The 22,259-nt window shown below is 63.9% G+C and carries 27 protein-coding genes and 1 pseudogene; 14 read left to right on the top strand and 14 right to left on the bottom strand.

The window, feature by feature from the left end:
* Nucleotides 1-177: 177 nt before the first annotated feature.
* The 3 genes from WDX12_RS08480 to WDX12_RS08470 all read left to right on the top strand — a co-directional run bounded on the left by WDX12_RS08480 (nt 178) and on the right by WDX12_RS08470 (nt 2,455).
* The gene (locus WDX12_RS08480) at nt 178-327 is read left to right on the top strand and encodes a hypothetical protein (RefSeq protein WP_434724558.1); all 150 of its coding nucleotides are present in this window, start codon (nt 178-180) and stop codon (nt 325-327) included.
* Between the two features lie 111 nt (nt 328-438).
* On the top strand, nt 439-1,473 hold the full coding sequence (locus WDX12_RS08475) for an aspartate-semialdehyde dehydrogenase (protein WP_095770019.1): 1,035 nt from the start codon (nt 439-441) through the stop codon (nt 1,471-1,473).
* A 523-nt stretch (nt 1,474-1,996) separates the two neighbouring features.
* Complete coding sequence (locus WDX12_RS08470; RefSeq protein ID WP_434724557.1) at nt 1,997-2,455, top strand: GNAT family N-acetyltransferase; 459 nt, start codon at nt 1,997-1,999, stop codon at nt 2,453-2,455.
* A 502-nt stretch (nt 2,456-2,957) separates the two neighbouring features.
* On the opposite strand, the pseudogene WDX12_RS08465 reads toward WDX12_RS08470, so the two are convergent.
* Nucleotides 2,958-3,356: pseudogene (locus WDX12_RS08465) on the bottom strand (ACT domain-containing protein); the annotation flags it as partial.
* Between the two features lie 194 nt (nt 3,357-3,550).
* On the opposite strand from WDX12_RS08465, the gene WDX12_RS08460 reads away from it, so the two are divergent.
* The 4 genes from WDX12_RS08460 to WDX12_RS08445 all read left to right on the top strand — a co-directional run bounded on the left by WDX12_RS08460 (nt 3,551) and on the right by WDX12_RS08445 (nt 5,958).
* Nucleotides 3,551-4,456: a bestrophin family protein gene (locus WDX12_RS08460; protein WP_434724556.1), complete on the top strand. Its 906-nt coding sequence runs from the start codon at nt 3,551-3,553 to the stop codon at nt 4,454-4,456.
* 139 nt (nt 4,457-4,595) lie between these two features.
* Entirely contained in the window at nt 4,596-5,006 is a 411-nt protein-coding gene (locus WDX12_RS08455) for a DoxX family protein (protein ID WP_320298154.1), read from the top strand.
* Between the two features lie 13 nt (nt 5,007-5,019).
* A complete protein-coding gene (locus WDX12_RS08450) occupies nt 5,020-5,547 on the top strand; it encodes an SRPBCC family protein (RefSeq protein WP_434724555.1) in 528 nt (175 codons plus the stop codon).
* Nucleotides 5,548-5,694: 147 nt separating this feature from the next.
* Nucleotides 5,695-5,958, top strand: a complete 264-nt coding sequence (locus WDX12_RS08445; protein ID WP_320298152.1) for a YMGG-like glycine zipper-containing protein — start codon at nt 5,695-5,697, stop codon at nt 5,956-5,958.
* 169 nt (nt 5,959-6,127) lie between these two features.
* On the opposite strand, the gene rpsP is transcribed toward WDX12_RS08445, so the two are convergent.
* The 4 genes from rpsP to WDX12_RS08425 form a co-directional block, all read right to left on the bottom strand.
* Complete coding sequence (rpsP, locus tag WDX12_RS08440) at nt 6,128-6,523, bottom strand: 30S ribosomal protein S16 (protein ID WP_434724554.1); 396 nt, start codon at nt 6,521-6,523, stop codon at nt 6,128-6,130.
* Between the two features lie 54 nt (nt 6,524-6,577).
* Entirely contained in the window at nt 6,578-6,904 is a 327-nt protein-coding gene (locus WDX12_RS08435; protein WP_320298150.1) for a chorismate mutase, read from the bottom strand.
* A gap of 7 nt (nt 6,905-6,911) precedes the next feature.
* Complete coding sequence (gene ffh, locus WDX12_RS08430) at nt 6,912-8,492, bottom strand: signal recognition particle protein (protein ID WP_320298149.1); 1,581 nt, start codon at nt 8,490-8,492, stop codon at nt 6,912-6,914.
* 345 nt (nt 8,493-8,837) lie between these two features.
* Nucleotides 8,838-9,788, bottom strand: coding sequence for a CPBP family glutamic-type intramembrane protease (locus WDX12_RS08425; RefSeq protein ID WP_434724553.1), 951 nt, complete (start codon nt 9,786-9,788; stop codon nt 8,838-8,840).
* Between the two features lie 175 nt (nt 9,789-9,963).
* Here WDX12_RS08425 and WDX12_RS08420 point away from each other — a divergent pair, with 175 nt between their 5' ends.
* Both WDX12_RS08420 and WDX12_RS08415 read left to right on the top strand, forming a co-directional pair.
* The gene (locus WDX12_RS08420; RefSeq protein ID WP_434724552.1) at nt 9,964-10,245 is read left to right on the top strand and encodes a type II toxin-antitoxin system RelE/ParE family toxin; all 282 of its coding nucleotides are present in this window, start codon (nt 9,964-9,966) and stop codon (nt 10,243-10,245) included.
* Nucleotides 10,246-10,277: 32 nt separating this feature from the next.
* Nucleotides 10,278-10,577: a HigA family addiction module antitoxin gene (locus tag WDX12_RS08415; protein ID WP_434724551.1), complete on the top strand. Its 300-nt coding sequence runs from the start codon at nt 10,278-10,280 to the stop codon at nt 10,575-10,577.
* Between the two features lie 70 nt (nt 10,578-10,647).
* Here the strand turns inward: WDX12_RS08415 and WDX12_RS08410 are convergent, their stop codons facing one another.
* Both WDX12_RS08410 and WDX12_RS08405 read right to left on the bottom strand, forming a co-directional pair.
* Nucleotides 10,648-11,253: a DUF1236 domain-containing protein gene (locus WDX12_RS08410; RefSeq protein WP_434724550.1), complete on the bottom strand. Its 606-nt coding sequence runs from the start codon at nt 11,251-11,253 to the stop codon at nt 10,648-10,650.
* Nucleotides 11,250-11,552, bottom strand: coding sequence for a hypothetical protein (locus tag WDX12_RS08405; RefSeq protein ID WP_434724549.1), 303 nt, complete (start codon nt 11,550-11,552; stop codon nt 11,250-11,252). The genes WDX12_RS08410 and WDX12_RS08405 overlap by 4 nt, the downstream gene beginning before the upstream one ends.
* A gap of 258 nt (nt 11,553-11,810) precedes the next feature.
* On the opposite strand from WDX12_RS08405, the gene WDX12_RS08400 reads away from it, so the two are divergent.
* Nucleotides 11,811-12,614 (top strand): lytic murein transglycosylase, encoded by an 804-nt coding sequence (locus tag WDX12_RS08400; protein ID WP_320298145.1) that lies wholly within the window; start codon nt 11,811-11,813, stop codon nt 12,612-12,614.
* Between the two features lie 257 nt (nt 12,615-12,871).
* Here the strand turns inward: WDX12_RS08400 and WDX12_RS08395 are convergent, their stop codons facing one another.
* The gene (locus WDX12_RS08395; protein ID WP_320298144.1) at nt 12,872-14,092 is read right to left on the bottom strand and encodes an argininosuccinate synthase; all 1,221 of its coding nucleotides are present in this window, start codon (nt 14,090-14,092) and stop codon (nt 12,872-12,874) included.
* Between the two features lie 182 nt (nt 14,093-14,274).
* Between WDX12_RS08395 and WDX12_RS08390 the strand changes: the two genes are divergently transcribed.
* Entirely contained in the window at nt 14,275-14,916 is a 642-nt protein-coding gene (locus WDX12_RS08390; protein WP_320298143.1) for a LysE family translocator, read from the top strand.
* Between the two features lie 3 nt (nt 14,917-14,919).
* On the opposite strand, the gene WDX12_RS08385 is transcribed toward WDX12_RS08390, so the two are convergent.
* Nucleotides 14,920-15,387: a hypothetical protein gene (locus WDX12_RS08385; RefSeq protein WP_434724548.1), complete on the bottom strand. Its 468-nt coding sequence runs from the start codon at nt 15,385-15,387 to the stop codon at nt 14,920-14,922.
* The gene (gene rlmN / locus WDX12_RS08380) at nt 15,384-16,613 is read right to left on the bottom strand and encodes a 23S rRNA (adenine(2503)-C(2))-methyltransferase RlmN (RefSeq protein ID WP_434724547.1); all 1,230 of its coding nucleotides are present in this window, start codon (nt 16,611-16,613) and stop codon (nt 15,384-15,386) included. The genes WDX12_RS08385 and rlmN overlap by 4 nt, the downstream gene beginning before the upstream one ends.
* Before the next feature lie 551 nt (nt 16,614-17,164).
* Here rlmN and WDX12_RS08375 point away from each other — a divergent pair.
* Nucleotides 17,165-17,464: a hypothetical protein gene (locus tag WDX12_RS08375; protein ID WP_320298140.1), complete on the top strand. Its 300-nt coding sequence runs from the start codon at nt 17,165-17,167 to the stop codon at nt 17,462-17,464.
* Nucleotides 17,465-17,643: 179 nt separating this feature from the next.
* The gene (locus WDX12_RS08370; RefSeq protein WP_434724546.1) at nt 17,644-18,993 is read left to right on the top strand and encodes a chloride channel protein; all 1,350 of its coding nucleotides are present in this window, start codon (nt 17,644-17,646) and stop codon (nt 18,991-18,993) included.
* Nucleotides 18,994-19,062: 69 nt separating this feature from the next.
* Here WDX12_RS08370 and WDX12_RS08365 read toward each other — a convergent pair whose 3' ends face one another.
* The 3 genes from WDX12_RS08365 to WDX12_RS08355 all read right to left on the bottom strand — a co-directional run bounded on the left by WDX12_RS08365 (nt 19,063) and on the right by WDX12_RS08355 (nt 21,111).
* Nucleotides 19,063-19,569: an invasion associated locus B family protein gene (locus WDX12_RS08365; RefSeq protein WP_127229107.1), complete on the bottom strand. Its 507-nt coding sequence runs from the start codon at nt 19,567-19,569 to the stop codon at nt 19,063-19,065.
* A gap of 357 nt (nt 19,570-19,926) precedes the next feature.
* Nucleotides 19,927-20,289, bottom strand: coding sequence for a YkvA family protein (locus tag WDX12_RS08360; RefSeq protein WP_434724545.1), 363 nt, complete (start codon nt 20,287-20,289; stop codon nt 19,927-19,929).
* Between the two features lie 528 nt (nt 20,290-20,817).
* On the bottom strand, nt 20,818-21,111 hold the full coding sequence (locus WDX12_RS08355) for a 4a-hydroxytetrahydrobiopterin dehydratase (RefSeq protein WP_320298137.1): 294 nt from the start codon (nt 21,109-21,111) through the stop codon (nt 20,818-20,820).
* 110 nt (nt 21,112-21,221) lie between these two features.
* On the opposite strand from WDX12_RS08355, the gene WDX12_RS08350 reads away from it, so the two are divergent.
* Entirely contained in the window at nt 21,222-21,737 is a 516-nt protein-coding gene (locus WDX12_RS08350) for a low molecular weight protein-tyrosine-phosphatase (protein ID WP_434725592.1), read from the top strand.
* On the opposite strand, the gene thpR is transcribed toward WDX12_RS08350, so the two are convergent.
* Nucleotides 21,644-22,237 (bottom strand): RNA 2',3'-cyclic phosphodiesterase, encoded by a 594-nt coding sequence (thpR, locus tag WDX12_RS08345; RefSeq protein WP_320298135.1) that lies wholly within the window; start codon nt 22,235-22,237, stop codon nt 21,644-21,646. The two genes, WDX12_RS08350 and thpR, sit on opposite strands and share 94 nt — an antisense overlap.
* Between the last annotated feature and the right edge of the window lie 22 nt (nt 22,238-22,259).

Raw genomic sequence — 22,259 nt, 5'->3', positions numbered from 1 at the left:
GGCCGGATGAGGGGTGCTCCAGGGAAAGCCAGCGTCTCACTCCGCTGGAACACCCCTCATCCGTCTCGGCGCTGACGCGCCGATCCACCTTCTCCCACAGGGGGAGAAGGGAAGGTCCCGCCGATTGACTCTTTTACCAAACCGCGTAAAAGCCGCCTCGAACGGGATCCTCTTTCGATGCGCGGCCTTTTGATGGCTCTTCTTGCATTCGATGCCCCCAGCCTCAATGCAAACCATTGGGCCGGGCGCGTCGGCGCGTCCGTCCGTTCCAGCAAAACCCCATTCTTGGCCAAGAAAACCGGCAAAACCACCACCAAAACGGTGTGATTCCCTTGGCCTAACCACCCTCTCCCGGGTCCGGCCCGGGGGACGAAACCCGCACCAGGCCAGCGGGTTTTCTCCAACAACAGCCAAGCGGAGAGGGACAGGAGATATCAGATGAGTTTCAAGGTTGCGGTAGTCGGCGCCACGGGCAATGTGGGCCGCGAAATGCTCAACATTCTAGACGAGCGCGGCTTTCCGGTGAGCGAAGTGGTGGCGCTGGCGTCGCGGCGCAGCCAGGGCACGGAAGTGTCCTTCGGCGACCGCACGCTGAAGGTCAAGGCGCTCGACCAGTATGATTTTTCCGACACCGACATCTGCGTCATGTCGGCGGGCGGCAATGTGTCGAAGGAATGGTCGCCGAAGATCGGCAAGCAGGGCTGCGTCGTCATCGATAATTCGTCGGCCTTCCGCTACGACCAGGACGTGCCGCTGATCGTGCCGGAAGTGAACCCGGACGCGATCTCGCTGTTTACCCGCAAGAACATCATCGCCAATCCGAACTGCTCGACCGCGCAGCTGGTCGTGGCGCTGAAGCCGCTGCACGATGTCGCCACCATCAAGCGCGTCGTCGTCGCCACCTACCAGTCGGTGTCGGGCGCCGGCAAGGAAGGCATGGACGAGCTCTTCACGCAGACCCGCGCGGTCTTCGTCGCCGACCAGGTCGACGTCAAGAAGTTCACCAAGCGCATCGCCTTCAACGTCATCCCGCATATCGACGTCTTCCTCGACGACGGCTTCACCAAGGAAGAGTGGAAGATGGTCGCCGAGACCAAGAAGATGCTCGACCCCAAGATCAAGCTGACGGCGACCTGCGTGCGGGTGCCGGTGTTCATCGGCCATTCGGAAGCCGTCAACATCGAGTTCGAAAAGCCGATCACGGCTGATGAGGCGCGCGAGATCCTGCGCGAGGCGCCGGGCTGCCAGGTGCTCGATAAGCGCGAGAACGGCGGCTACATCACGCCGCTGGAATCGGCCGGCGAGGACGCCACGTTCATCTCGCGCATCCGCGAGGATTCGACCGTCGACAACGGCTTGTCGATGTGGGTCGTTTCCGACAATCTGCGCAAGGGCGCGGCGCTGAACGCCGTGCAGATCGCCGAGCTCCTGGTCGAGCGCGGCCTAATCCAGCCGAAGAAGAAGGCGGCTTAATCTCGCTCGCGGGCCGTATCGCCGCTGCCGCGGCGGGCCCTCCGCGGGGGCGCCGGACGAACGGCGGCCTGCGGTCGCAGGCTCGGCCTTCGGTTGTTTGTTCTCGCTCACGGGCCGTATCGCCGCTGTCGCGGCGGGCCCTTCGCGGAGGCGCCGGACGACCGGCGGCCTGCAGTCGCGGGCTCGGCCTTCGGGCCGTTTTGTTTTCGCTCACGGGCCGTATCGCCGCTGCCGCGGCGGGCCCTCCGCGGGGGCGCCGGACGACCGGCGGCCTGCAGTCGCAGGCTCGGCCTTCGGTTGTTTGTTCTCGCTCACGGGCCGTATCGCCGCTGTCGCGGCTGGCCCTTCGCGGAGGCGCCGGAAAGCCGGCGGCCTGCAGTCGCAGGCTCGGCCTTCGGCCGGGGGCGCTTCTTCCTTCTCCCCTTGTGGGAGAAGGTGGATCGGCGCGCAGCGCCGAGACGGATGAGGGGTGCTCCAGCGGAGTGAGACGCTGGAGCCTACCGTTTCAGGTAGAGTGTATTTCATGATTGGCGTTCAGCCTGCTGATGTCGTCCTGCGCCCAGCCACGGCTTCCGACGCCGCCGCCATCGCCAAGATGATGCGCGCGTCGCTCAATGCCTTCGACTGGATGCCGGTGCTGCATACGCCGGAGGAGGATCTGTTCTTCATCCGCGACATCCTGATGCCCAGTCAGCAGGTGACAGTCGCCGAAACCAGCGGCCGGATCGTCGGTTTCATCGCCGTCAGCGGCGGATGGGTCGAGCAGCTCTATCTCGATCCGGCCTGGACAGGGCAAGGCATCGGCAGCCGGCTGCTTGCCCAAGCCACCGCCGGCACGCCTATAGTCAAGCTCCATTGCTTCCAGGCCAATACCGGCGCGCGGCGCTTCTACGAACGCCACGGTTTTCGCGCCGAAGCCTTCGGCGACGGCTCGGCCAACGAGGAAGGCCTGCCGGATATCCTTTATGTGCTCAGGCGCTGAGTTCCTCTAAACAGTGATTTTGAAAGATTGCAGACTTGTTGGGCAAGGCTATCAACGTCCGCTGGGATAGTCAGCGCAAACGCTGGTGGTGAGCTGAAGGCTCCTGAACCTCGTCATTCCAGGGCGGAGCAAGGAGCGTAGCGACGCGCGCAGACCCTGGAATCCATTCCGTTACCTGGACCGAATTGTGCAACGGTGCAGAATTTCTGGACCGCCGCGGCGCTTCCAAGTCACGGCATGGATCCTCGGGTCTGCGCGCGTCGCTACGCTCCTTGCTCCGCCCGTGGATGACGATCGCGATAGGCGTCTCGGCCAATCGCCAAGGCATGCCAACGCACACATAGCCAACCGGTCAAAACTTCTGTGTTAAGGAACTAGTTCAATCTTCGGGAGTGTCGGGCTGCTTGGGAATCAGCAGGGCATCGAGATGATCGTGTTCTGGTGACATGCGGCCCTTCGCGATGACCGCAATTTCTTCGTTCATCAAATCTTTGGTCGCGAATGATTGCCCGGCCAATTCTAGCAATATCGCCAACGCCTCCTCCGCCCGCTCGGCCGGCACGAACAGATGGTCGTGATAGAAGGCCGAGACCGGATTGACGCCCATGCCGGCCGCCGCCAGCCGCGTCGTGATGGCGGCGAGGAAGCCGACCGCCTCCAGGGACGAGTGGATGTTCAGCGTGATCATCCGACAGCGGAATGAAGCTGCCAGTCCCGTGGCCTGGGCGGCTTCCTCAGTCACGATCAGCGTCGTGCCCTCCCGTTCACGGAACACCATCAGCGGTTCCAGGCCTTCGGGCAACGGAACGCCCGGCGCCAGCGTGGCAAAGACATAGGTGCCGTCAAGCAGTTCCGGCGTCATCGACGCCAACAGGGTCTTCAGATCGGTCTCGCCGGTCATTTTTCTCGCCTGAACAGGGACGGGCCGTGGCCCGCGGGCTCCTCATATCCGCAACCAGCACGGGCCGATAGTCCGCTCATCGCGCACGACATGGCCGCACGACATGGCGATGTCGCTACCGGCTGAGCTTGCGGATCCGTCGCATCGCACAATACAGGAGCTGAGGGCCGACGCCGGTCCGTGAGAGGCCTTCAATGATCGTCCGCCCGCGCCCGACATTCCTGCAGCTGTTCTTCATCATGCGCGGGTCAGTCGTGCCACGCATCCTGCCGCAGATTTTCGGCTTCGCCATCTATTCGGCGGTCGTCCTGCTTCTGGCGCGGCAATTCCATCTCGACCTCAGCGCCTTCAACATCACGCCTTTCGGGCTCGTCGGGGTGACGCTGTCGATCTATCTGTCGTTCCGCAACAACGCCGCCTATGACCGCTGGTGGGAGGCGCGCAAGCTCTGGGGCGCGCTGGTTTTCGAGATCCGCAACCTGGCGCGCGCCACCACCAGCCTGATCGGCGACCGCGCCGAGCAGCGGGCGCTGCTGATGGAGGCGCTTGCCTTCTGCCACCTGCTGCGCGGGCAATTGCGCCGGATCGACAGCAAGCAGGACGCCCGCGCCTTCATCGGCGACGAGGTCGACAAGGCCGCCGTCCGCACCAACCCGGCCGACGACATGGTCCGCCGCATGGGCCGGCGCGCCAATGCGCGGCGCGAGGCGGGCGCGCTCGACCCGATCGGCTTCCGCATCCTCGATGAAAGGCTGGCCGCGATCGCCGCCATCCAGGCCGGCTGCGAGCGGATCGCCGGCACGCCTTTGCCGTTCGCCTATACGCTCCTGGTGCATCGCACCGCCTATGTCGTCTGCCTGCTCCTGCCGATCGGCCTGATCTCGACCACGGGCTGGGCGACGCCGCTGTTCACGGCGCTGATCGCCTACACGTTCTTCGGCCTCGACACGCTGTCGGAAGAGCTCGAGGATCCGTTCGGCGTCGAGGCCAACGACTTGGCGCTCGACGGCCTCTGCCGCGTCTGCGAGATCTCCGTGTTCGAGGCGCTGGACGAGACGCCGCCGAAGATGATCGCGGCCGACAAGTTCTATTTTTCGTAGACGAACGCCTTCGTATCACGAAGGCGTGGTTGGGCCGGCGCTCAAAAGGCTCGGCCCGGTGTAGGATGGCAGCGCCATGGCCCGTCCTTGGATCGAAACCGGCAAATGGCCGGCATTCGAAACCTTGGAGGGAACATCCATGAGCATTTCCGAAGCCGCGCCTGCTTCAAGAGGCGCTTTGTGGGCCGGGCGCGCGCTCAGCGCCGTCGTCGTCCTGTTCATGATCTTCGACGGCGTCATCAAGCTGCCGCCGCTGGATATCGTCACCCAGACGATGACGGAGCTAGGCTGGCCGGCCGACGCCAATGTCGCGCGGCTGCTCGGCGTCATCGGGCTGATCTCGACGGCACTCTATGCGCTGCCGCGCAGCTCGGTGCTCGGCGCCATCCTGCTCACCGCCTATATGGGCGGCGCGATTTCGACCCATGTGCGGATCGGCAACCCGCTGTTCTCGCACACGCTGTTCGGCGTCTATCTCGGCATTATCCTGTGGGGCGGGCTTTATCTGCGCGACGCAAGGGTGCGCGCGCTGATCCCGTTCTCGCGGTAAGGGAGGACAAGACATGTTTGCCATCATCCTCATCCTCCTCGTCGTCATCATCGCCGCCATGCTGATCTACGCCGCGACCCGGCCGAACGATTTCGTCGTTACGCGCTCGATCAGCATCAAGGCGCCGGCCGAGACGATCTTCCCGCTGATCGACGATTTCCGGCGTTGGCCGGAATGGTCGCCCTTCGAAAAACTCGACCCCGGCATGAAGCGCACGCTGTCCGGCGCTGAAAGCGGCAAGGGCGCGGCCTATGCCTGGGAAGGCAATTCCAAGGCCGGCAAGGGCCGCATGGAGATCACAAATTCGGTGCCGTCGTCGCTGGTCGCGCTGAAGCTCGACTTCGAGAAGCCGTTCAGGGCCAACAACACCGTCGACTTCTCGCTTTCGCCGTCCGGCGAGGGCACGACCGTCATCTGGGCGATGCGCGGCGCGAGGCCCTTTGTCGCCAAGCTGATGGGCCTGTTCATGAATTTCGACACGCTGATCGGCAAGGATTTCGAGGCCGGACTCAGCAATTTGAGGCGTCTCGCCGAGCGGTGAAAACCGCTAGGTTTCAATGGGTTGGCGTCCAGAACCATAAATCCGGCCGGCACGTAGCCGGCCAATTTTCATCCTCGCCGGGATCAATTCAGCTGTTCGTGAGTTTAGGCCATGGCGGCGAGGACGGCGCTTGAGAGAGGAACAGCAATGAAGAAAGCAATTACCATTCTGGTGCTGACCATGGCCTTGGGCGCCTGTTCGCAAACGGAAAAGGGCGCTGCGATCGGTGGTCTGGGCGGCGCGGCGGTCGGTGCCGCGGTGGCAAATGATCCGGTGCAGGGTGCGGTGGTCGGCGGCGCGGTCGGCGCAGTCGCCGGTGCGCTGATCGGTCATGCCAGCGAAAGCGGCCAGTGCCGCTATCGCGACCGCTACGGGCGCGTCTATGTGGCGCGCTGCCCGTCCGGCTATTGAGACATCAGGCGGACCAAACGAAAACGGCGGGGTTAAAGCAGGTCGCGTGAAAAGGGATTCACGCGACCTGCTTTAAGTTTTGATTCTAAGCATGTCTTTGTCCCGAAACCGGGCCCACTTTCGGGAGACATGCTTTTAGGTCCGCTGTTTTGTAAGCGAAAGGCCGTGATTACTCGGCGGTCGCGGCATCAGCCTCGGCCGGCGCGGCGGTCGCCGCGGCAGCGGCTGCATCTTCCTGGGCCTTCTTCAGCAGGGCGGCGCGTTCCTGCGCCTTCTTGCCGGGCAGGGCCTTGTTCGGGTTCGAGCGGGCTTCGCGCTTGGCGAGACCGGCCTCGTCGAGGAAGCGCAGCACGCGGTCCGTCGGCTGGGCGCCATGCGACAGCCAATGCTTGACGCGCTCGGCGTCGACCTTGACGCGTTCGCCGTCCTTCGGCAGCAGCGGGTTCCACGAGCCCAGCGACTCGATGAAACGGCCGTCGCGCGGCGAACGGGCGTCGGCGACGACGACGTGGTAGTAGGGACGCTTCTTCGAGCCCGCACGGGCCAGTCTGATCTTCAGTGCCATTTCTTTTCTCCTAAAAGCTCTGATTTGGTTTGATTGGATTTCAACTGAGATGTCTCAGCCTGTTTTCGTCACGCCGTTCGCAGCGGCGATCTGTTCGTGGTGCCGGATCACTTCGCGGACGACGAAGTTGAGGAATTTCTCCGCGAAATCGGGGTCGAGATGCGCGTCATGCGCCAGCTGGCGAAGACGGGCGATCTGCTGCTGCTCGCGCGCCGGGTCGGCCGGCGGCAGGCCATGCTCTGCCTTCAGGACGCCGACCGCCTTGGTGCAGCGGAAGCGCTCGGCGAGCATATGGATGAGGGCGGCGTCGATGTTGTCGATCGAAGCGCGGTAGCCAGCCAGGATGGCGCGTGCGTCGGCCATGTCTTTCTCCTCGTTCATCGCCCCCTCATTTCTTTTTCCCAAGGCCGGGCAGTCCACCGCCGCCGAGACCCGGAAGACCCGGAAGCTTCATGCCGCCGGGCAGGCCCGGCAGTCCGCCGCCACCAGGAAGCCCGCCGGGCAAGCCCTTGCCGAGACCGGCGGCCTGCGCCTGCTTCTGCAAGGCCTCGAGCTGCTTGGGATCCATCTTGGAAAGATCGGGCATGCCGCCGCCGGGCATCATGCCGCCAAGGCCCATTTTCGAGGCGAGGCCGCCCATCATGCCGCGCATGAGGCCGCCGCCTTTGCCCTTGCCGCCCATCGCCTTCATCATGTCGGCCATGCCGCGATGCATCTTCAAGAGCTTGTTGATCTCGGCCGCGTCGGTACCGGAGCCGGCGGCGATGCGCTTCTTGCGCGAATGCTTGAGAAGGTCCGGGTTGGCGCGCTCGGCCTTGGTCATCGAGGAGATGATGGCGAGCTGGCGGCCGAACATCTTGTCGTCGAGGCCGGCGGCGGCCAGCTGGTCCTTCATCTTGCCCATGCCGGGCATCATGCCCATGATGCCGCCCATGCCACCCATCTTCGACATCTGCTGAAGCTGCTGGGCGAGGTCGTTCAGGTCGAACTTGCCCGACTGCATCTTCCTGGCCATCGCCGCCGCCTGCTCGGCGTCGATGGTCTCGGCGGCCTTCTCGACGAGCGAGACGATGTCGCCCATGCCGAGGATGCGGTCGGCGATGCGCTTGGGGTGGAATTCCTCCAACCCGTCCATCTTTTCGCCGGTGCCGATGAGCTTGATCGGCTTGCCGGTGACGGCGCGCATCGAAAGTGCGGCGCCGCCACGGCCGTCGCCGTCCATGCGGGTGAGCACAAGGCCGGTGATGCCGACGCGTTCGTCGAAGCTTTTCGCCAGATTGACGGCGTCCTGGCCGGTCAGCGAGTCGGCGACCAGCAGGATCTCGTGCGGGCTCGACACCTTCTTGATGTCGGCCATCTCGACCATCAGCGGCTCGTCGATATGGGTGCGGCCTGCAGTATCGAGGATGACGACGTCGTGGCCGCCGAGTTTCGCCGCCTGCACGGCGCGTTTGGCGATGTCGACCGGGCTCTGGCCGGCGATGATCGGCAACGTCGCGACCTTGGTCTGCTCGCCGAGCTGGCGCAGCTGCTCCTGCGCGGCGGGACGCCGCGTGTCGAGCGAGGCCATCAGGACCTTCTTGTTCTGACGCTCAGTCAGCCGCTTGGCGATCTTGGCCGAGGTGGTCGTCTTGCCGGAGCCCTGCAGGCCGACCATCATGACGACGACGGGCGCCGGCGCGTTGAGGTCGATGGCGACGCCTTCGGCGCCGAGCATGTCGACCAGCTCGTCATGGACGATCTTGACGACCATCTGCCCGGGCTTGATCGACTTCAGCACCGCGGCGCCGACCGCTTTCTCGCGGACCTTGTCGGTGAAGGAGCGAACCACTTCGAGCGCGACGTCGGCCTCGAGCAACGCACGGCGCACCTCGCGCAGCGCCGCCGAGACATCCGCCTCGGACAACGCGCCGCGGCCGGTCAGGCCGTTCAGGATCGAACCAAGGCGTTCCTGGAGTGATTCAAACATTCTTCTTCCTTTTCCCTGGCACCTGCGGATGCCCGAGAGGTAGTGCGTGCGCAGCAAGTCGCCAAGCAAAAGCGCAAAGCCAAAAAGCACCCGGGGGCGCATTGCGCTGCCGGGTGTTGGCCTCCAGGATCTCTTTTACAGCACCCGCCTCAAAGAGGCTTCGGCGTCCTGGTCGGCTTTCGCGAAAGAAACTCGTCGCGGAATTCAGCGGCTCTAGACAGGAAATCCGCCGCGGAGTCAAGGCTGATGCATGTCGCGCAAAAGTGCGCAGCGGTTTTGCGGCAACGACATGCATCAAAAAACAATGGTGGAATCCGGGCCAAAACGCTGTGATTCGAGAACACCTCACAGCGGGCTTTGACTGCTCGTCCCGACCCGCAGCGGCGAACGCCGATGCAAAAGCAGCAGCATCGTCAAAAGCGTGCTGACGACGCCGATCGCGGCGATCAATACAGCGTCCAGATTGGTCCAACCGGGGCCTTCGAGCGGCTTGGCGTTGAGCAGGGCAAAGCCATTATAGCCTTCCTGGTGCGAGATCAGCAGGAAGCCGGTGAGATTGTTGCCGAGATGGGCGCCGAAACCGGCGCCGAGATTGCCGGTGACATAGACGAGCAGCGTGAGCAGCAGGGCAAAGGTGCCGATCGAGACCAGCACGCAGGCATTGATGGCCAAAGTCGAGGCCGAATTCCAGTGCAGCGACGTGAACAGCAGCCCCGGCAGCAGTGCCCAGACGAGCGGGCTCCTGAAGCGGCAGGCGAGGCCGCGCAACAGATAGCCGCGAAACAGCATTTCCTCCGACGAGGTCTGCAGGAAGGCGAGCAGCACGATCGGCGCCAGGAAGAGCAGCCAGGACGACAAGGCGATCGGTCCGCGTGCGATCTCCGGCTGCAGCCAATAGAGCAGCACCTCGGAAAAGAGCGAGGTGATCAGCACAGCGACCAGGCCCTTGAGGAAATCCCCGCCCGCAACCCGGCGCGTGACGCCGAAAAGGGCCGCCAGCGGCTCGCCATACACGAAGCGCATCGCCACCCAGAGCCCGATCCAGATGCCGGCAAACGAGGTCAGCGCGCTCAGGATGCCGGTGGGCGATGCCAGGAAATCCTGCATGTAGCGGCCGGTCGAGGGGCCGGGCAGACGCCAGACGATGTAGGCATAGGTGCCGGCAAACAGCACCAGAGCCGTCATTGCCATCCAGAAGGCGATGACGATCGCCGTCCCGAAGAGCAGGCGGAGCAAGGTGGTCTTTTCGTTCGGCGAGCGGCGATAGCGCTCGAAGGCGGCATTTTCGATCGTCACGCGGCTCCCCTGCCGAAAGCTTTCGGGTCGCATGATCTATGGGATCGGTGTTTTGCGCGCAATCGTCTTGCCTAGGGTCGCTAGGGAATCGGCTTAAGAAATCGTATCATAGAGAGATACGTCTCTATCGACAATTGTGCCGTATCACGTTATGATACGATACGCGGAGGCACTGTTGATACGATCGTTCAAGAACAAGACAACGGAGTCGGTTGCGCAAGGGCGATCTCCTAAGGGCTTTCCCGCCGATCTCGTTCGCGTGGCTCAACGCAAGCTGTTCATGTTGGACAACGCTGATGAACTCATCGACCTGAGAACGCCGCCGGGCAACCGGTTGGAGGCGCTGAAGGGCGATCGTGCCGGACAGCACTCTATTCGCATCAACGACCAATTCAGAATCTGCTTCAGATGGGTGGAAGGTGCGGCCGAGGATGTAGAGATCACCGACTATCATTAGGGCATGTGCCCGCAACCAGAAAGGAAATGAAGATGGCTACCAGCATCTTCCCGCCGATCCATCCGGGCGAAATTCTCCGCGAGGAGTATCTGGTCCCGCTTGGGCTGAAACCATATACGCTGGCCAAGAAGCTGCATGTTCCCCGCACGCGCATCGAGCGCCTGGTGAGCGAAACCACGCCCGTAACGCCAGATACGGCGCTTCGCCTTGCGAAGTTCTTCGGCACGACGCCCCGGTTCTGGATGAACATGCAGGCCAGCTACGATCTCGCGGTGGAAGGCGAGGCAAAGAAGGCCGAAATCGCGTCGATCGAGCAGATGCAAGCCGCCTGAGTTTCGGTCAGCACGCAAGCAAAACGGCCGCCATCGCCGGCGGCCGCTCTTCTCACGGCGATGAAGCCGATCAGCGCATCACATAGACGATGCGCCGCGTGCCGGGGTCGACCAGCGCGGGCTGGTTGTTCACATAGACGTAACGATACTGGTAGTCGGGGATCTCGCGCAGCTCGACCGTGTCGGGCAGCGTGGCGCCGGTCACCACCTCGCCGTCGAGATAGACCGGATCGACCCGGTGCGTGGTGACATAGGTGCCGACCTCGGCCGGCGGCCTGCCGATCGACTCGATGGCGTCGCCGTTGGAGACGATGGCGCCGGTGTAGGTGTCGTTGGTGTAGACGTCATCGGTCGGCGGCGCCACAAGCGCGATGCCGGCATCGGCCGGGCGGCGGGTCACGACGACGCGGCTGCCGCCGAAATCGCCCGTCACATAATCGGAATAGACCCAGCCCTTGCCGCCGGCTTCGGCAATCGTGCACCACTTGCTGCCTTCGATGCAGCCGCGAAGCGTGGCCGACTGGCCGGCCGCGATCACACCGATGACCGGATATTGCGGACCGGGGCCGGCGCGGACGTTCAAGTCGGCCACCGCCTGGACAGGCGTATCGGCGAAAGCCGCGCCCGAGATGGTGAGCAGGGCACCGGCAAGCACCGGAAACAACACGCGTTTCATGATTTTTCTCTCCGTTTTTCAACGCTCCCTCGGGGTCGGAAACGAAAGAGTAGCTTATGCGTTCCGGCTAAAGTGCCCGTCGCGCGCTCACGAATTGTTCCAGGGTTTTTCGCCGGATCGCTCAAAAAGGCCGTGAGCGGATGCCAGCCGCGCCCGTGTTCTGTGGGCATTTCGGGCCATCTCGCCGCGAGTTGGCGTTGACGGTTCGACCGGCACAGAGGCGCGAAGGCGCAGCCAATGTCGAAGGGCACGCCAAAATGGCGGTCGCTGGTCCAGGCGCGGCCGCCGATGCGGTCCATCGCCTCCAGAAGAACAAAGGAGAGCCCGGCCGTTCGAAGCCGTTTTGGCCGCGGCAAGGCCCGCCGGACCGGCGCCGTTGATCACGACATCAACGTCTTTCATGAGGCAAGCCCGCCACACATGACGGCGGATCGTAGGCAAATTGCCCTTCTTTCGCCGGTGTCGGGTGCCACGTCCCCCGCGGGGGCGGTGACAACCAGGCGTTTCGCTGGCAAATTCGCAACCGGGACGTGATTCAAGGCAACCAGGAGAAGGATATGGCATTTTTTGCCAAAGGACGGATTTTCGTAGCCGCCGCGGCGGTGGTGGCGGTGCTTGGGCTGGCGACAGGGGCCGAGGCCGCGGCCAGCTGCGGTAAGAATGGCGCCGGCTTCGACGCCTGGAAGCAGGATTTCGCTGCCGAGGCCAAGGCCAACGGGGTTGGGCAGAAGGGGCTGTCGGCGCTGGCGGGTGCCACCTACGCGACCAGGACGATCGCCGCCGACCGGGCGATCCATAAGGCCTTCAGCGGCTCGGTAGAAGCGTTCATGAAGCGCCGCGGCGCCTCGGCAATCATCTCCCGGGGCCGCGCGCTGAAGAAAGCGAACGCGGCGATGTTCGACAATATCGAGCGCACCTATGGCGTGCCGCCGGGCGTACTGCTCGCCATCTGGGGGATGGAAACCGGCTTCGGCGCCTCGATGGGCAACCAGAACACGGTGTCGGCCATCCTGACGCTCGCCTATGACTGCCGCCGTCCGGACTATTTCACCCCGCATGCCATCGCGGCGCTCAAGCTGGTCGATAGCGGCGCGCTGAGCGCCTCGTCGGTCGGCGCCATGCATGGCGAGATCGGCCACACCCAGTTCCTGCCCGGAAATGTCATGAAATACGGCGTCGGCAGCAGAAACCTGCGCGACCGCAACACGGCGCTCGCCTCGACCGCCAACTTCCTCAAGGGCCATGGCTGGCACGCGGGCGCGAGCTACGAGGCCAATATGGGCGCGATCGCCGGCTGGAATTCGGCCAGCGTCTATCAGCAGGCCATTGCCCAAATCGCCGAGGCGATCGACGCGGACTGATCGGATTAAGACTTGGTTCCAACGAGAAGCCCGGCCATGCGCCGGGCTTTTTTGTTGGGGGCTTGGGGATTGGCGAAGGCCGGGAAAGTAGGGATCTCCCCCTTGATTGAGAGATGTCGCCCTTCCTTCGTCATTCTAGGGTCTGCGCGCGTCGCTTCGCTCCTTGCTCCGCCCTAGAATGACGAAGGATACGCTGGCGCGAGGCCCCCCTCTCTGTCCTGCCGGACATCTCCCCCTCAAGGGGGAGATTGGCAGCTTCAGCGGCGGTTCCTTGCCGCGAGCGTCCTGAGCCGCAATCCGTTGAGGCGGATAAAGCCCTCGGCGTCCTTCTGGTCGTAGGCGCCGCGATCGTCCTCGAAGGTGACCAGCGCATCGGAATAAAGCGTCTTCTTAGACTTGCGGCCGGTGACGATGACATTGCCCTTGTAGAGCTTCAGCCGCACCGTGCCTTCGACGTCTTCCTGGCTCTTGTCGATCATCGCCTGCAGCATGACGCGCTCGGGCGAGAACCAGAAGCCGTTGTAGATGAGCTCGGCGTAGCGCGGCATGAACTCGTCCTTGAGGTGCGCGGCGCCCCGGTCGAGCGTGATCGATTCGATCGCGCGGTGGGCGGCGATCAGGATGGTGCCGCCGGGGGTCTCGTAGACGCCGCGCGACTTCATGCCGACGAAGCGGTTCTCGACCAGGTCGAGGCGGCCGATGCCGTTGTCGCGGCCGAGGTCGTTCAGCGTCGCCAGCATGGTGGCCGGCGACAATTTCTTGCCGTTGAGGGCGATCGGATCGCCTTTCAGGAACTCGATCTCGATCTCGGTGACGGCGTCGGGCGCGTCCATCGGCGAGACGGTGCGCTGATGCACGAATTCCGGCGGCTCGCTCCACGGATCCTCCAGCACCTTGCCCTCGGAAGAGGAGTGCAAAAGGTTGGCGTCGACCGAGAAGGGCGCTTCGCCGCGCTTGTCCTTCGCCACCGGGATCTGGTGCTGCTCGGCGAAGTTGATCAGATCGGTGCGCGACTTGAACGACCAGTCGCGCCATGGCGCGATGACCTTGATATCGGGGTTGAGAGCATAGGCCGAGAGCTCGAAGCGGACCTGGTCGTTGCCCTTGCCGGTGGCGCCATGCGCGATGGCGTCGGCGCCGGTTTCCTTGGCGATCTCGACCAGATGCTTGGAGATCAGTGGCCGGGCGATCGACGTGCCGAGCAGATACGTGCCTTCATAGACGGCATTGGCGCGGAACATCGGGAAGACGAAGTCGGCGACGAATTCCTCGCGCACGTCGACGATGCGGATGTCCTTGATGCCCATCATCTCGGCCTTCTTACGGGCCGGCTCCAGCTCGCCGCCCTGGCCGAGATCGGCGGTGAAGGTGACGACTTCGGCGCCGAGCTCGGTCTGCAGCCATTTCAGGATGATGGAGGTGTCGAGGCCGCCGGAATAGGCGAGCACAACTTTCTTGACGTTCTTGATCTTGGACATTTTTGGCGGTTCCGCGGGAAAATAGCTTCGCGGGCGAGGTATCACGGCCTTTCCGGGCGGCGCAAGAGACGAACGGATGCCTGACGGCGGCACAGGCTGGGCCACATGTTTGCCCAGGCAGACGCTGGCGAAGCAAAAATGGTCGCGTTATAGGCTGCGCTATCTCCGCCAGGGCCGCGCGCATGTCCTTCATTCCCGATACTACGACGCTCATCCAGTTCGCCATCGCCACGGTGATCCTGGCGATCACGCCTGGGCCGGACATGACGCTGTTCGTCTCGCGCACGCTGAGCCAGGGTCGCGCCACCGGCTTTGCTTCGATGGCTGGCGCGCTTACCGGCACGCTGATCCACACCACGCTGGTGGTGGTCGGCATCTCGGCGCTGATCGTGGCTTCGCCGATGGCCTTCTTCGTCCTGAAGATATTCGGCGCCGGCTATCTGGTGTTCCTCGCCTTTCAGGCCGTGACGAAGGGCTCGGCCTTCTCGCCGGAGAAGAGGACCGGACCGCAAGTCTCCCTGTTCCGCAGCTGGATGGCGGGGCTTGGCGTCAACCTGCTCAACCCCAAGATCATCCTGTTCTTCATGACTTTCCTGCCGCAGTTCGTTTCCGCGCACGATCCGAACGCGTCCGGAAAACTGTTCTTCCTCGGCATGATGTTCATCGTGCTGTCGATACCGGTGACGGTGCCGATGGTGCTGGCTGCGGAGAAGTTTTCTGCGGCGATGAAGGCAAGTCCGCGCGTCACGCGCGTGGTCGATTATCTGTTCGCCGGCGTGTTTTCGGCCTTCGCGCTCAAGATCCTGACGGCGCAGGCGAAGTAGCGCTCAGGGCTCCGCATCGAGCAGCGGCGCGCGGCGCCAGCTTCCGGCCCAGCGGCCGGCGGAGAGCCAGTAGAAGATGCCGCCGACCATGCCGGCGCCGATCACGGCCAGCCTGGCATTGGTTTCGGTGACGTCGAAATTGGCATCGCCGACATTATGCACGAAGCCGAGAAAGACGACGGCTATGACAGCGCCGCCGAGCGCGTAGAACAGCCAGTCGCGGCGGCCGAGCAGCTCAGCGATCAAAATGACGACTGCCGTCGGCATGAAGGCGAAATAGGCGACGAACAGCGCCACGAAAGGCACCGAGACATAGAGCGAGGCGGTGGCCGTCGGCTCGGGGTTGGCCGGCGTGTAGCCCAGATGCGCCAGGACCAGGATGTTGAGGAAGGCGCTCGCCGCCAGCGAGGCGACGATATAGCCGACCAGGATGGCGGCAAAGCGGATGAGGTAGGCGATGATGCGCCTCATGCCTCGCCGTGTCCCGCGATCATCATGGCTTCCAGCGCCAGGCGGTCGACCTTGCGCATGCGCTCGGACTCCGACTTGAGCTGGCCGCAGGCGGCCAGGATGTCGCGGCCGCGCGGTGTGCGGATCGGCGAGGCGTAGCCGGCATTGTTTATGTAGTCGGCGAATTTCTCGATCGTCTCCCAGTCCGAGCACTGGTAGTTGGTGCCGGGCCAGGGGTTGAACGGGATCAAATTGATCTTTGCCGGAATGCCCTTGAGCAGCTTGACCAGCGCCTTGGCGTCGTCGAGGGAATCGTTGACGTCCTTCAGCATCACATATTCGAAGGTGATCCGCTTGGCATTGGAGAGGCCCGGATAGGCCTTGCAGGCGGCGATAAGCTCTTTCAGCGGGAACTTCTTGTTGATCGGCACGAGCAGGTCGCGCAGATCGTCATTGGTGGCGTGCAGCGAGATCGCCAGCATGACGCCGATCTCCTCGCCGGTGCGGGCGATCTCCGGCACCACGCCGGAAGTCGACAGCGTAATGCGTCGCTTCGACAGCGACAGGCCGTCGCCGTCCGAAGCGATCAGCAACGCCTTCTTCACCGCCTCGAAATTATAGAGCGGCTCGCCCATGCCCATCATGACGATGTTGGAAACTTTTCTGCCCTCGGCCGGTACGATGGCGCCGTCCGGCGTGTCGCGGTCGGGGAAGTCGCCGAGCCGGTCGCGCGCGGTGAGCAACTGCGCCAGGATCTCCTCGGCGGTGAGGTTGCGCACCAGCTTCTGCGTGCCGGTGTGGCAGAAGGAGCAGGTCAGCGTGCAGCCGACCTGCGAGGAAATGCAGAGCGTGCCACGACCTTCCTCGGGGATGTAGACGGTCTCGATCTCGACGGGGCGGCCGGCGCCGCGCGGCGGGAAGCGGAACAGCCATTTGCGTGTGCCGTCGGCGGAGATCTGCTCCTCGACGATCTCCGGCCGGGCGACGGTGAAATGCTTGTCGAGCTCGGCGCGCAGATCCTTGGAGATGTTGAACATATGCGCGAAGTCGGAGACGCCGCGCACATACATCCAGTGCCAGAGCTGCTGGGCGCGCATTTTCGCCTGGCGCTCCGGCACGATGCCGGCGCCGACCAGCGCTTCGCCGAGCTCGACGCGGGTCAAGCCGATCAGCGACGGCATCTCGGTGGAGCGGGCGCGCAAGGCGTCACGGGCGCCTTCGGCGGTAAGATCAAGCGAAACGGTCATGGTGGCGCCAATATAAGCGATTTGCGGCCGATTTCAGCATCGGCCGAACAGGAAGCGCGGCGCATAGCACAGCTCGGCGGCGGAGTCATGCGGCGGGTTCTCCTTCTCCCCTTGCGGGAGAAGGTGTCGCCGAAGGCGACGGATGAGGGGTGTTCCAGCGGAGTGAGACGCTGGTGTTCCCTGGAACACCCCTCATCCGTCTCGGCGCTGCGCGCCGATCCACCTTCTCCCACAAGGGGAAGGGGAAGATAGCGCCGGCCCTTACTCATCAGTATCCGTCCGCCGTCGATGTCGCGCGGCCCAGCCGGCTTGGCCCCCCACCCGCACCGGACTGCTTTATGTCCCGATCGATGCGAAGCGATAGCGATTTCGGCTGGCACTGAGGTCAACAAATCTTGAGCCCCGTCCGCCTGTGCCAGGGGCGGAACGCGATCGGCTACCGCTATCGTCGGTCGAAAATCGATCACATGTTCGTGTTGGTGTAACCAATCGAAACGCATCCGCGAACCTGAAAGGGGCGACCATGCCCCTCAACAATGGGAGTTGTTCCGATGCACTCGATCAAGTTCGTTCTTATCGCCGGCCTCGTCGGTCTTTCCGCCTCGCAGGCCCTTGCCGAGGACACGATGGGCGCCATGACCATGATGAAGGGCGGGCAGGTCACCGCGATCATGCCGGACGGCCACATGGGCACCATGATGCCGGATGCCAAGATGAGCGCCGACATGATGAAGATGGCCAAGCCGATCAAGCACTGCATGATGATGATCACCGACGCCAAGGGCAAAGCCTACATGATCGACACCTCGACCAAGAAGGCCCAGGCCGAATGTGAAAAAATGGCGATGTGACCTCGCCGATCCTGCATGCCGACCTCCCCGCCGGCTGGTATGCCGGCGGGCTATTCGCCGGCAGGCAACATTCCCTTGAGCACCGATCCTCGACGTTGCCGGCATAGCGCCGGGCCAGCCATCGCGGGTTGATCGGCCCCGGAAGTGTTGCTAGGGCGGATGACCATCAAGGGACGGTCATGGCCGGCATATCGCGAAAATACCGCATGCTGCGGCGTTCACACGCCATGTGGGTATCGCGGCGCGTCTGGCAGCCGCGCCTCGTCTTCTGGGCCGGCGCCATCTCGATCGGCCTGATCAGCGTTTTGTTCGCACTGCTCGCCGACCGCGCGCAGGCCCTGTTTCATGCCGTGACGGGCAATGACGGCGGCTGGCGCTTCTATCTGCCCCTGGTCGTGACGCCGCTCGGTTTCGTCCTTTGCGCCTGGCTTGCGCATTCCTTCTTCCCGGGATCGCAAGGCAGCGGCATTCCGCAGGCGATCGCGGCGCGGCATCTGCGCGACGAGGACGACCGCAGCCACATCCTGTCGCTCAGGCTGGTGGTGGGCAAGATCGCGCTCACCATCGTCGGCCTCGCCTGCGGCGCTTCGATCGGCCGCGAAGGCCCGACGGTGCAGGTCGGCGCTTCGCTGATGCTGCAGGCGGCGCGCTGGGGCGGCATGGCGCAGGCGCGCGGGCTGATCCTGGCGGGCTCCGCCGCCGGAATCGCCGCCGCCTTCAACACGCCGCTTGCCGGCATCGTCTTCGCCATCGAGGAAATGGGCCGCGCCTATGAGGCGCGCACCAACGGGCTGGTGCTGACGGCGGTGATCCTGGCCGGCCTCGCCTCGCTCGGGCTGCTCGGCAATTACACCTATTTCGGCGTCGCCAGGGATACGGTCGCCTTCGCCGCCGACTGGCCGCTGGTGCTGGCCTGCGGCATCATAGGCGGCGGTGTCGGCGCGCTGTTCTCGCTCTCGGCGCTGAAGGTCATGCGCCGCATCCGGCGCTGGAACGCGCTGCAGCCGCTGCCGCGCACGCTGGTCGTGGCGGCTGTCTGCGGGCTGGCCGTGGCCGCGATCGGCATCGCTTCGGGCGGTTTGACCTTCGGCACCGGCTACACCCAGGCGCGCGGCGCGATCGAAGGCGCGCCGCTGCCGGCCTTGTTCTTCGTCGAGAAATTCGCCGCCGGCCTGTTGTCGATGGTGTCGGGCATTCCGGGCGGCATCTTCGCGCCGTCGCTGGCGGTGGGCGCGGGGCTGGGCAGTACGCTCGGCCTGGTCTTCGGCGCGGCCACGGGAACCGCGGCGCTGCTTGGCATGGCCGGCTATTTCGCCGGCGTGGTGCAGGCGCCGATGACCGCCTTCGTCATCATCCTCGAAATGACCGGCAACCACGACAATGTGATCGCGCTGATGTGCGCGGCGGTGCTGGGCTACGGTACGGCGAGGCTCGTCTCAAACGAGCCGCTCTACCACGCGCTGTCGCGCGTCTTCATCGCCGAGGCGATCCGGCGGCGGCGCGCGGAGACGGAGCCCGCGCGGGGCTGAAACGCGCCGTCCAAAACAAAAGGCCGGACTTGATGCCCGGCCTTGCGCAGGACTCAGATGCCGTTTGGCTTATTTACACTTGGCGATGGAGGACAGCGCGGCCGAGATGCCCTTCAGCGAGAAGACGTAGGACGTGGGGTTGCCGCGGCCGGACTTGGCCTGCACCTTCATGTCGGTGCCGGTCTTCATGGCGGCGATCAGCACCGGCTCTTCGGCGGCGTTCTCGACCCAGGCCGACTTGCCGCGGGTGAACATCGAGAAGGACTTCTTGTCGATGGTGACGGTGGCCTTCGAGCCTTCCTGGAAGTTGTAGCCGGCGATGAACTGCGGCTCGTAGGAGACCTGCTGCCCCGGACGCTGGCTGACGAAGAAGAACATGTCGCCATGATCGAGCGACGGGGGCTGCTTGTCGGTGGGCACGGTCAGCACATAGCAGACCTTGCCGGCCTTCGACTGATAGCTGTAGGTGCCCCACGCATTGTGCTGGCCGATCTTCGTCGCCTGCTGCGCCAGCGCCGGCGCGGCGAAGGCGGCCACCAGGACCAGGCTGGAAACTGTAGCAATCAATCCGCGCATCGTTCTTCCCGTATTCCAAATGGTGCGGAGGCGGGCCGCATGGCGTCCTGCCGTCGCTTCATTTTGATTTAATCAGGGTTACCAAACGGTGAATTGTCCTCAAGAAAAGGAACTCACCCCAGGAAACCGCCCGCCCAAAGCACATCACGCCGAAGGGTTCGAGCGACGTGCTTTGGTTTCTTTTTTTGTGCATGTCGTCATCCCAAAACCGCTACGCACTTTTTGGGCGACATGCAGTCGCGCCGTCCCTGTCGATTGAGGCGGCCGCGACGTCCCGGCGCGGAGTTGGAGGCCACGAAAACGGCAAGAGTTTGTCTTTTCGCACGCGCTGATTTGCGGGCCTGAAACGAACCGCTGTCACATTTTGTCGGCCAGCGCGTCCCTGGCGGCCTGCCTGTGGGCAGGCGTGATATGCGCGCTGACGGCGGCGATCGCGGCGGTCAGCACGGCAAGGTCGTCGGTGTAGCCGAGGCCGACGACGAAATCGGGGATGAAATCGAACGGCAGGACGAAATAGCCGAGCGCGCCAAACAGGGTGGCCTTGGCGCGCAGCGGCGTGTCCTTGTCCATCGCGCAATAATAGGCGGCGACAACCTCGTCCATGAACGGAATTTGCCGCGCCGCCTTCTTGGCGGTGCGCCAGAATTTCTCGCGGACTTCGCCCTCGCCGGCAAGCTTGTCGCCGAAGCCGAAGAAATCGAAACCGGGTTGTTGCGCCATCAATTCGCTCCTGGCAGTCGCGCGCATCATTGCGCGCCGGCCCGCCGCGGGAAAATGTGGTGAAAGCGGTGGGCTGCTGCAAGAGTTCGGCGGTCAATCGCCTGGAAAATCGGAAAACGGCGATGCTGGCAGCGGGGAAGCTGAGTTGGCAACCGCTTACGTCGGAGATTGGCCGGAATGTGCTTCCCATCGTCATTCTATGGCGGAGCAAGGAGCGAAGCGACGCGCGCAGACCATAGAATCCATGCCATTACTTTCGAGAGCTGCAACCGCGCAGAATTCTGCTCCGCTGCATTCCTCGGCCAAGGTCACGGAATGGATCCTCGGGTCTGCGCGCCGCTTCGCGTCGCTCCGCCCGTGGATGACGAAGTTCGCAAGCTTCGGCCAACCGCGAACGTTCGCAACGGCTGCACCGACGCGACGCCCGTAGGTCACGGCATGGATTCCAGGGTCTGCGCGCGTCGCTTCGCTTCTTGCTCCGCCCTGGAATGACGAACTCAAACGACCGCCCTTAAAGGCGAGGCTGTGCTACCCGAAATACCGGTTCATCTTCTTCGCAAGCTCGATATCCAGCGCCGTAACGCCGCCCGCGTCATGCGTGTTCAGCGTCACGTCGACGGTCTTGTAGACATTCGACCAGTCCGGGTGATGATCCATCTTTTCGGCGGCCAGCGCCACGCGCGTCATGAAGGCGAAGGCCTCGGAGAAATTCTTGAAGACGAAGCTGCGCTTGATGGACGCGCCGTCGGCGGCGAGCGACCAGCCGCCGAGCTCGGCCAGAGCCGTGGCGATCGCGTCCTTGCTGAGTTTCTCTCTGGTCATGTCGGTTTCCTGTGCTATTCGGGAAAAATGACCCGCACCATAGTGCATGTCGCCCAAAAGTGCGCAGCGGTTTTGGGATGACGACAGGCATGAAAACAACCGCCGCATCGATGAGCGCAAAGCCCATAAAATCCATTCTGTTCGTCTGCCTCGGCAACATCTGCCGGTCACCCTTGGCCGAGGGTGTGCTTGGCGCTGTCCTTACCGATCGCGGAATGGGTCACGATATCGCGCTCGATTCGGCCGGGACCGGCGGCTGGCATGCCGGCGAAAAACCGGACCGGCGCTCGATCGCGGTGGCCGCGAAGCACGGCGTCGACATTTCCGGGCAGAGGGCGCGCAAGGTGCTGCCGGAGGATTTTTCGCGTTTTGACCTGATCCTCGGCATGGACAAGGCGAATGTGCGCGACCTCAAGGCGCTGGCGCCGCCGGCCGTGAGCGACCGCATCCATCTCTATCTGGACTTTGCGACGGGGAAGGCACGCGATGTGCCGGATCCCTATTATGACGGCGCGGAGGCCTTCGCTTCGGTCTACCGCATAATTCGCGAAGCATCGGAGGCGCTGGCGAAGCGGCTCGAGGCCAGCGCTTCGCCGACCAGCGGCCAGGCTTCCTCGACGATGTAAGGCCCGCCGCCGACCGAATCGCGCGACGACATCAACACGAAGCGGCCGACGCGGAATGGCAGCGTCGAAAAATTGCCCCGCGCCGACAGATATTGCGCGACGTCGAGCGGGCTCGCATTGCGCAGCCGCGCCAGCGTCACATGCGGCGTGAATTTGCGTGGATCAGCGGGAAGCCCGAGCCGCTGGCAGATGCGGTCGATCTCGCCCTGTAGCGCCGTCAGGTCGGGCGTGGCCGACACGCCGGCCCACACCGCATGCGGCTTCTTGCCGCCAAAGGCGCCGACGCCGGAGAGCGCCATCTGGAAAGAGGGACGATCGACCCGATCGAGGGCGTTGGCGATCTCGTCGGCGACATGCCCCTCGACATCGCCGATGAAACGCAGCGTCAGATGATAGTTTTCGACGTCGATCCAGCGCGCTCCGGGCAGCCCGCCCCGGAGCAGGGATAAGGAGAGAGCAGCATCACGCGGGATTTCGAGGGCGGTGAAAAGACGTGGCATGTGAAGCCTCCTGTCCTCGAAT

This window comes from Mesorhizobium sp. RIZ17 (assembly GCF_051127865.1).
Classification (GTDB): Bacteria; Pseudomonadota; Alphaproteobacteria; order Rhizobiales; family Rhizobiaceae; genus Mesorhizobium; species Mesorhizobium humile.
Note: the sequence above shows the minus strand (reverse complement) of the source record. Positions and strands in the feature narration are given on the sequence as shown.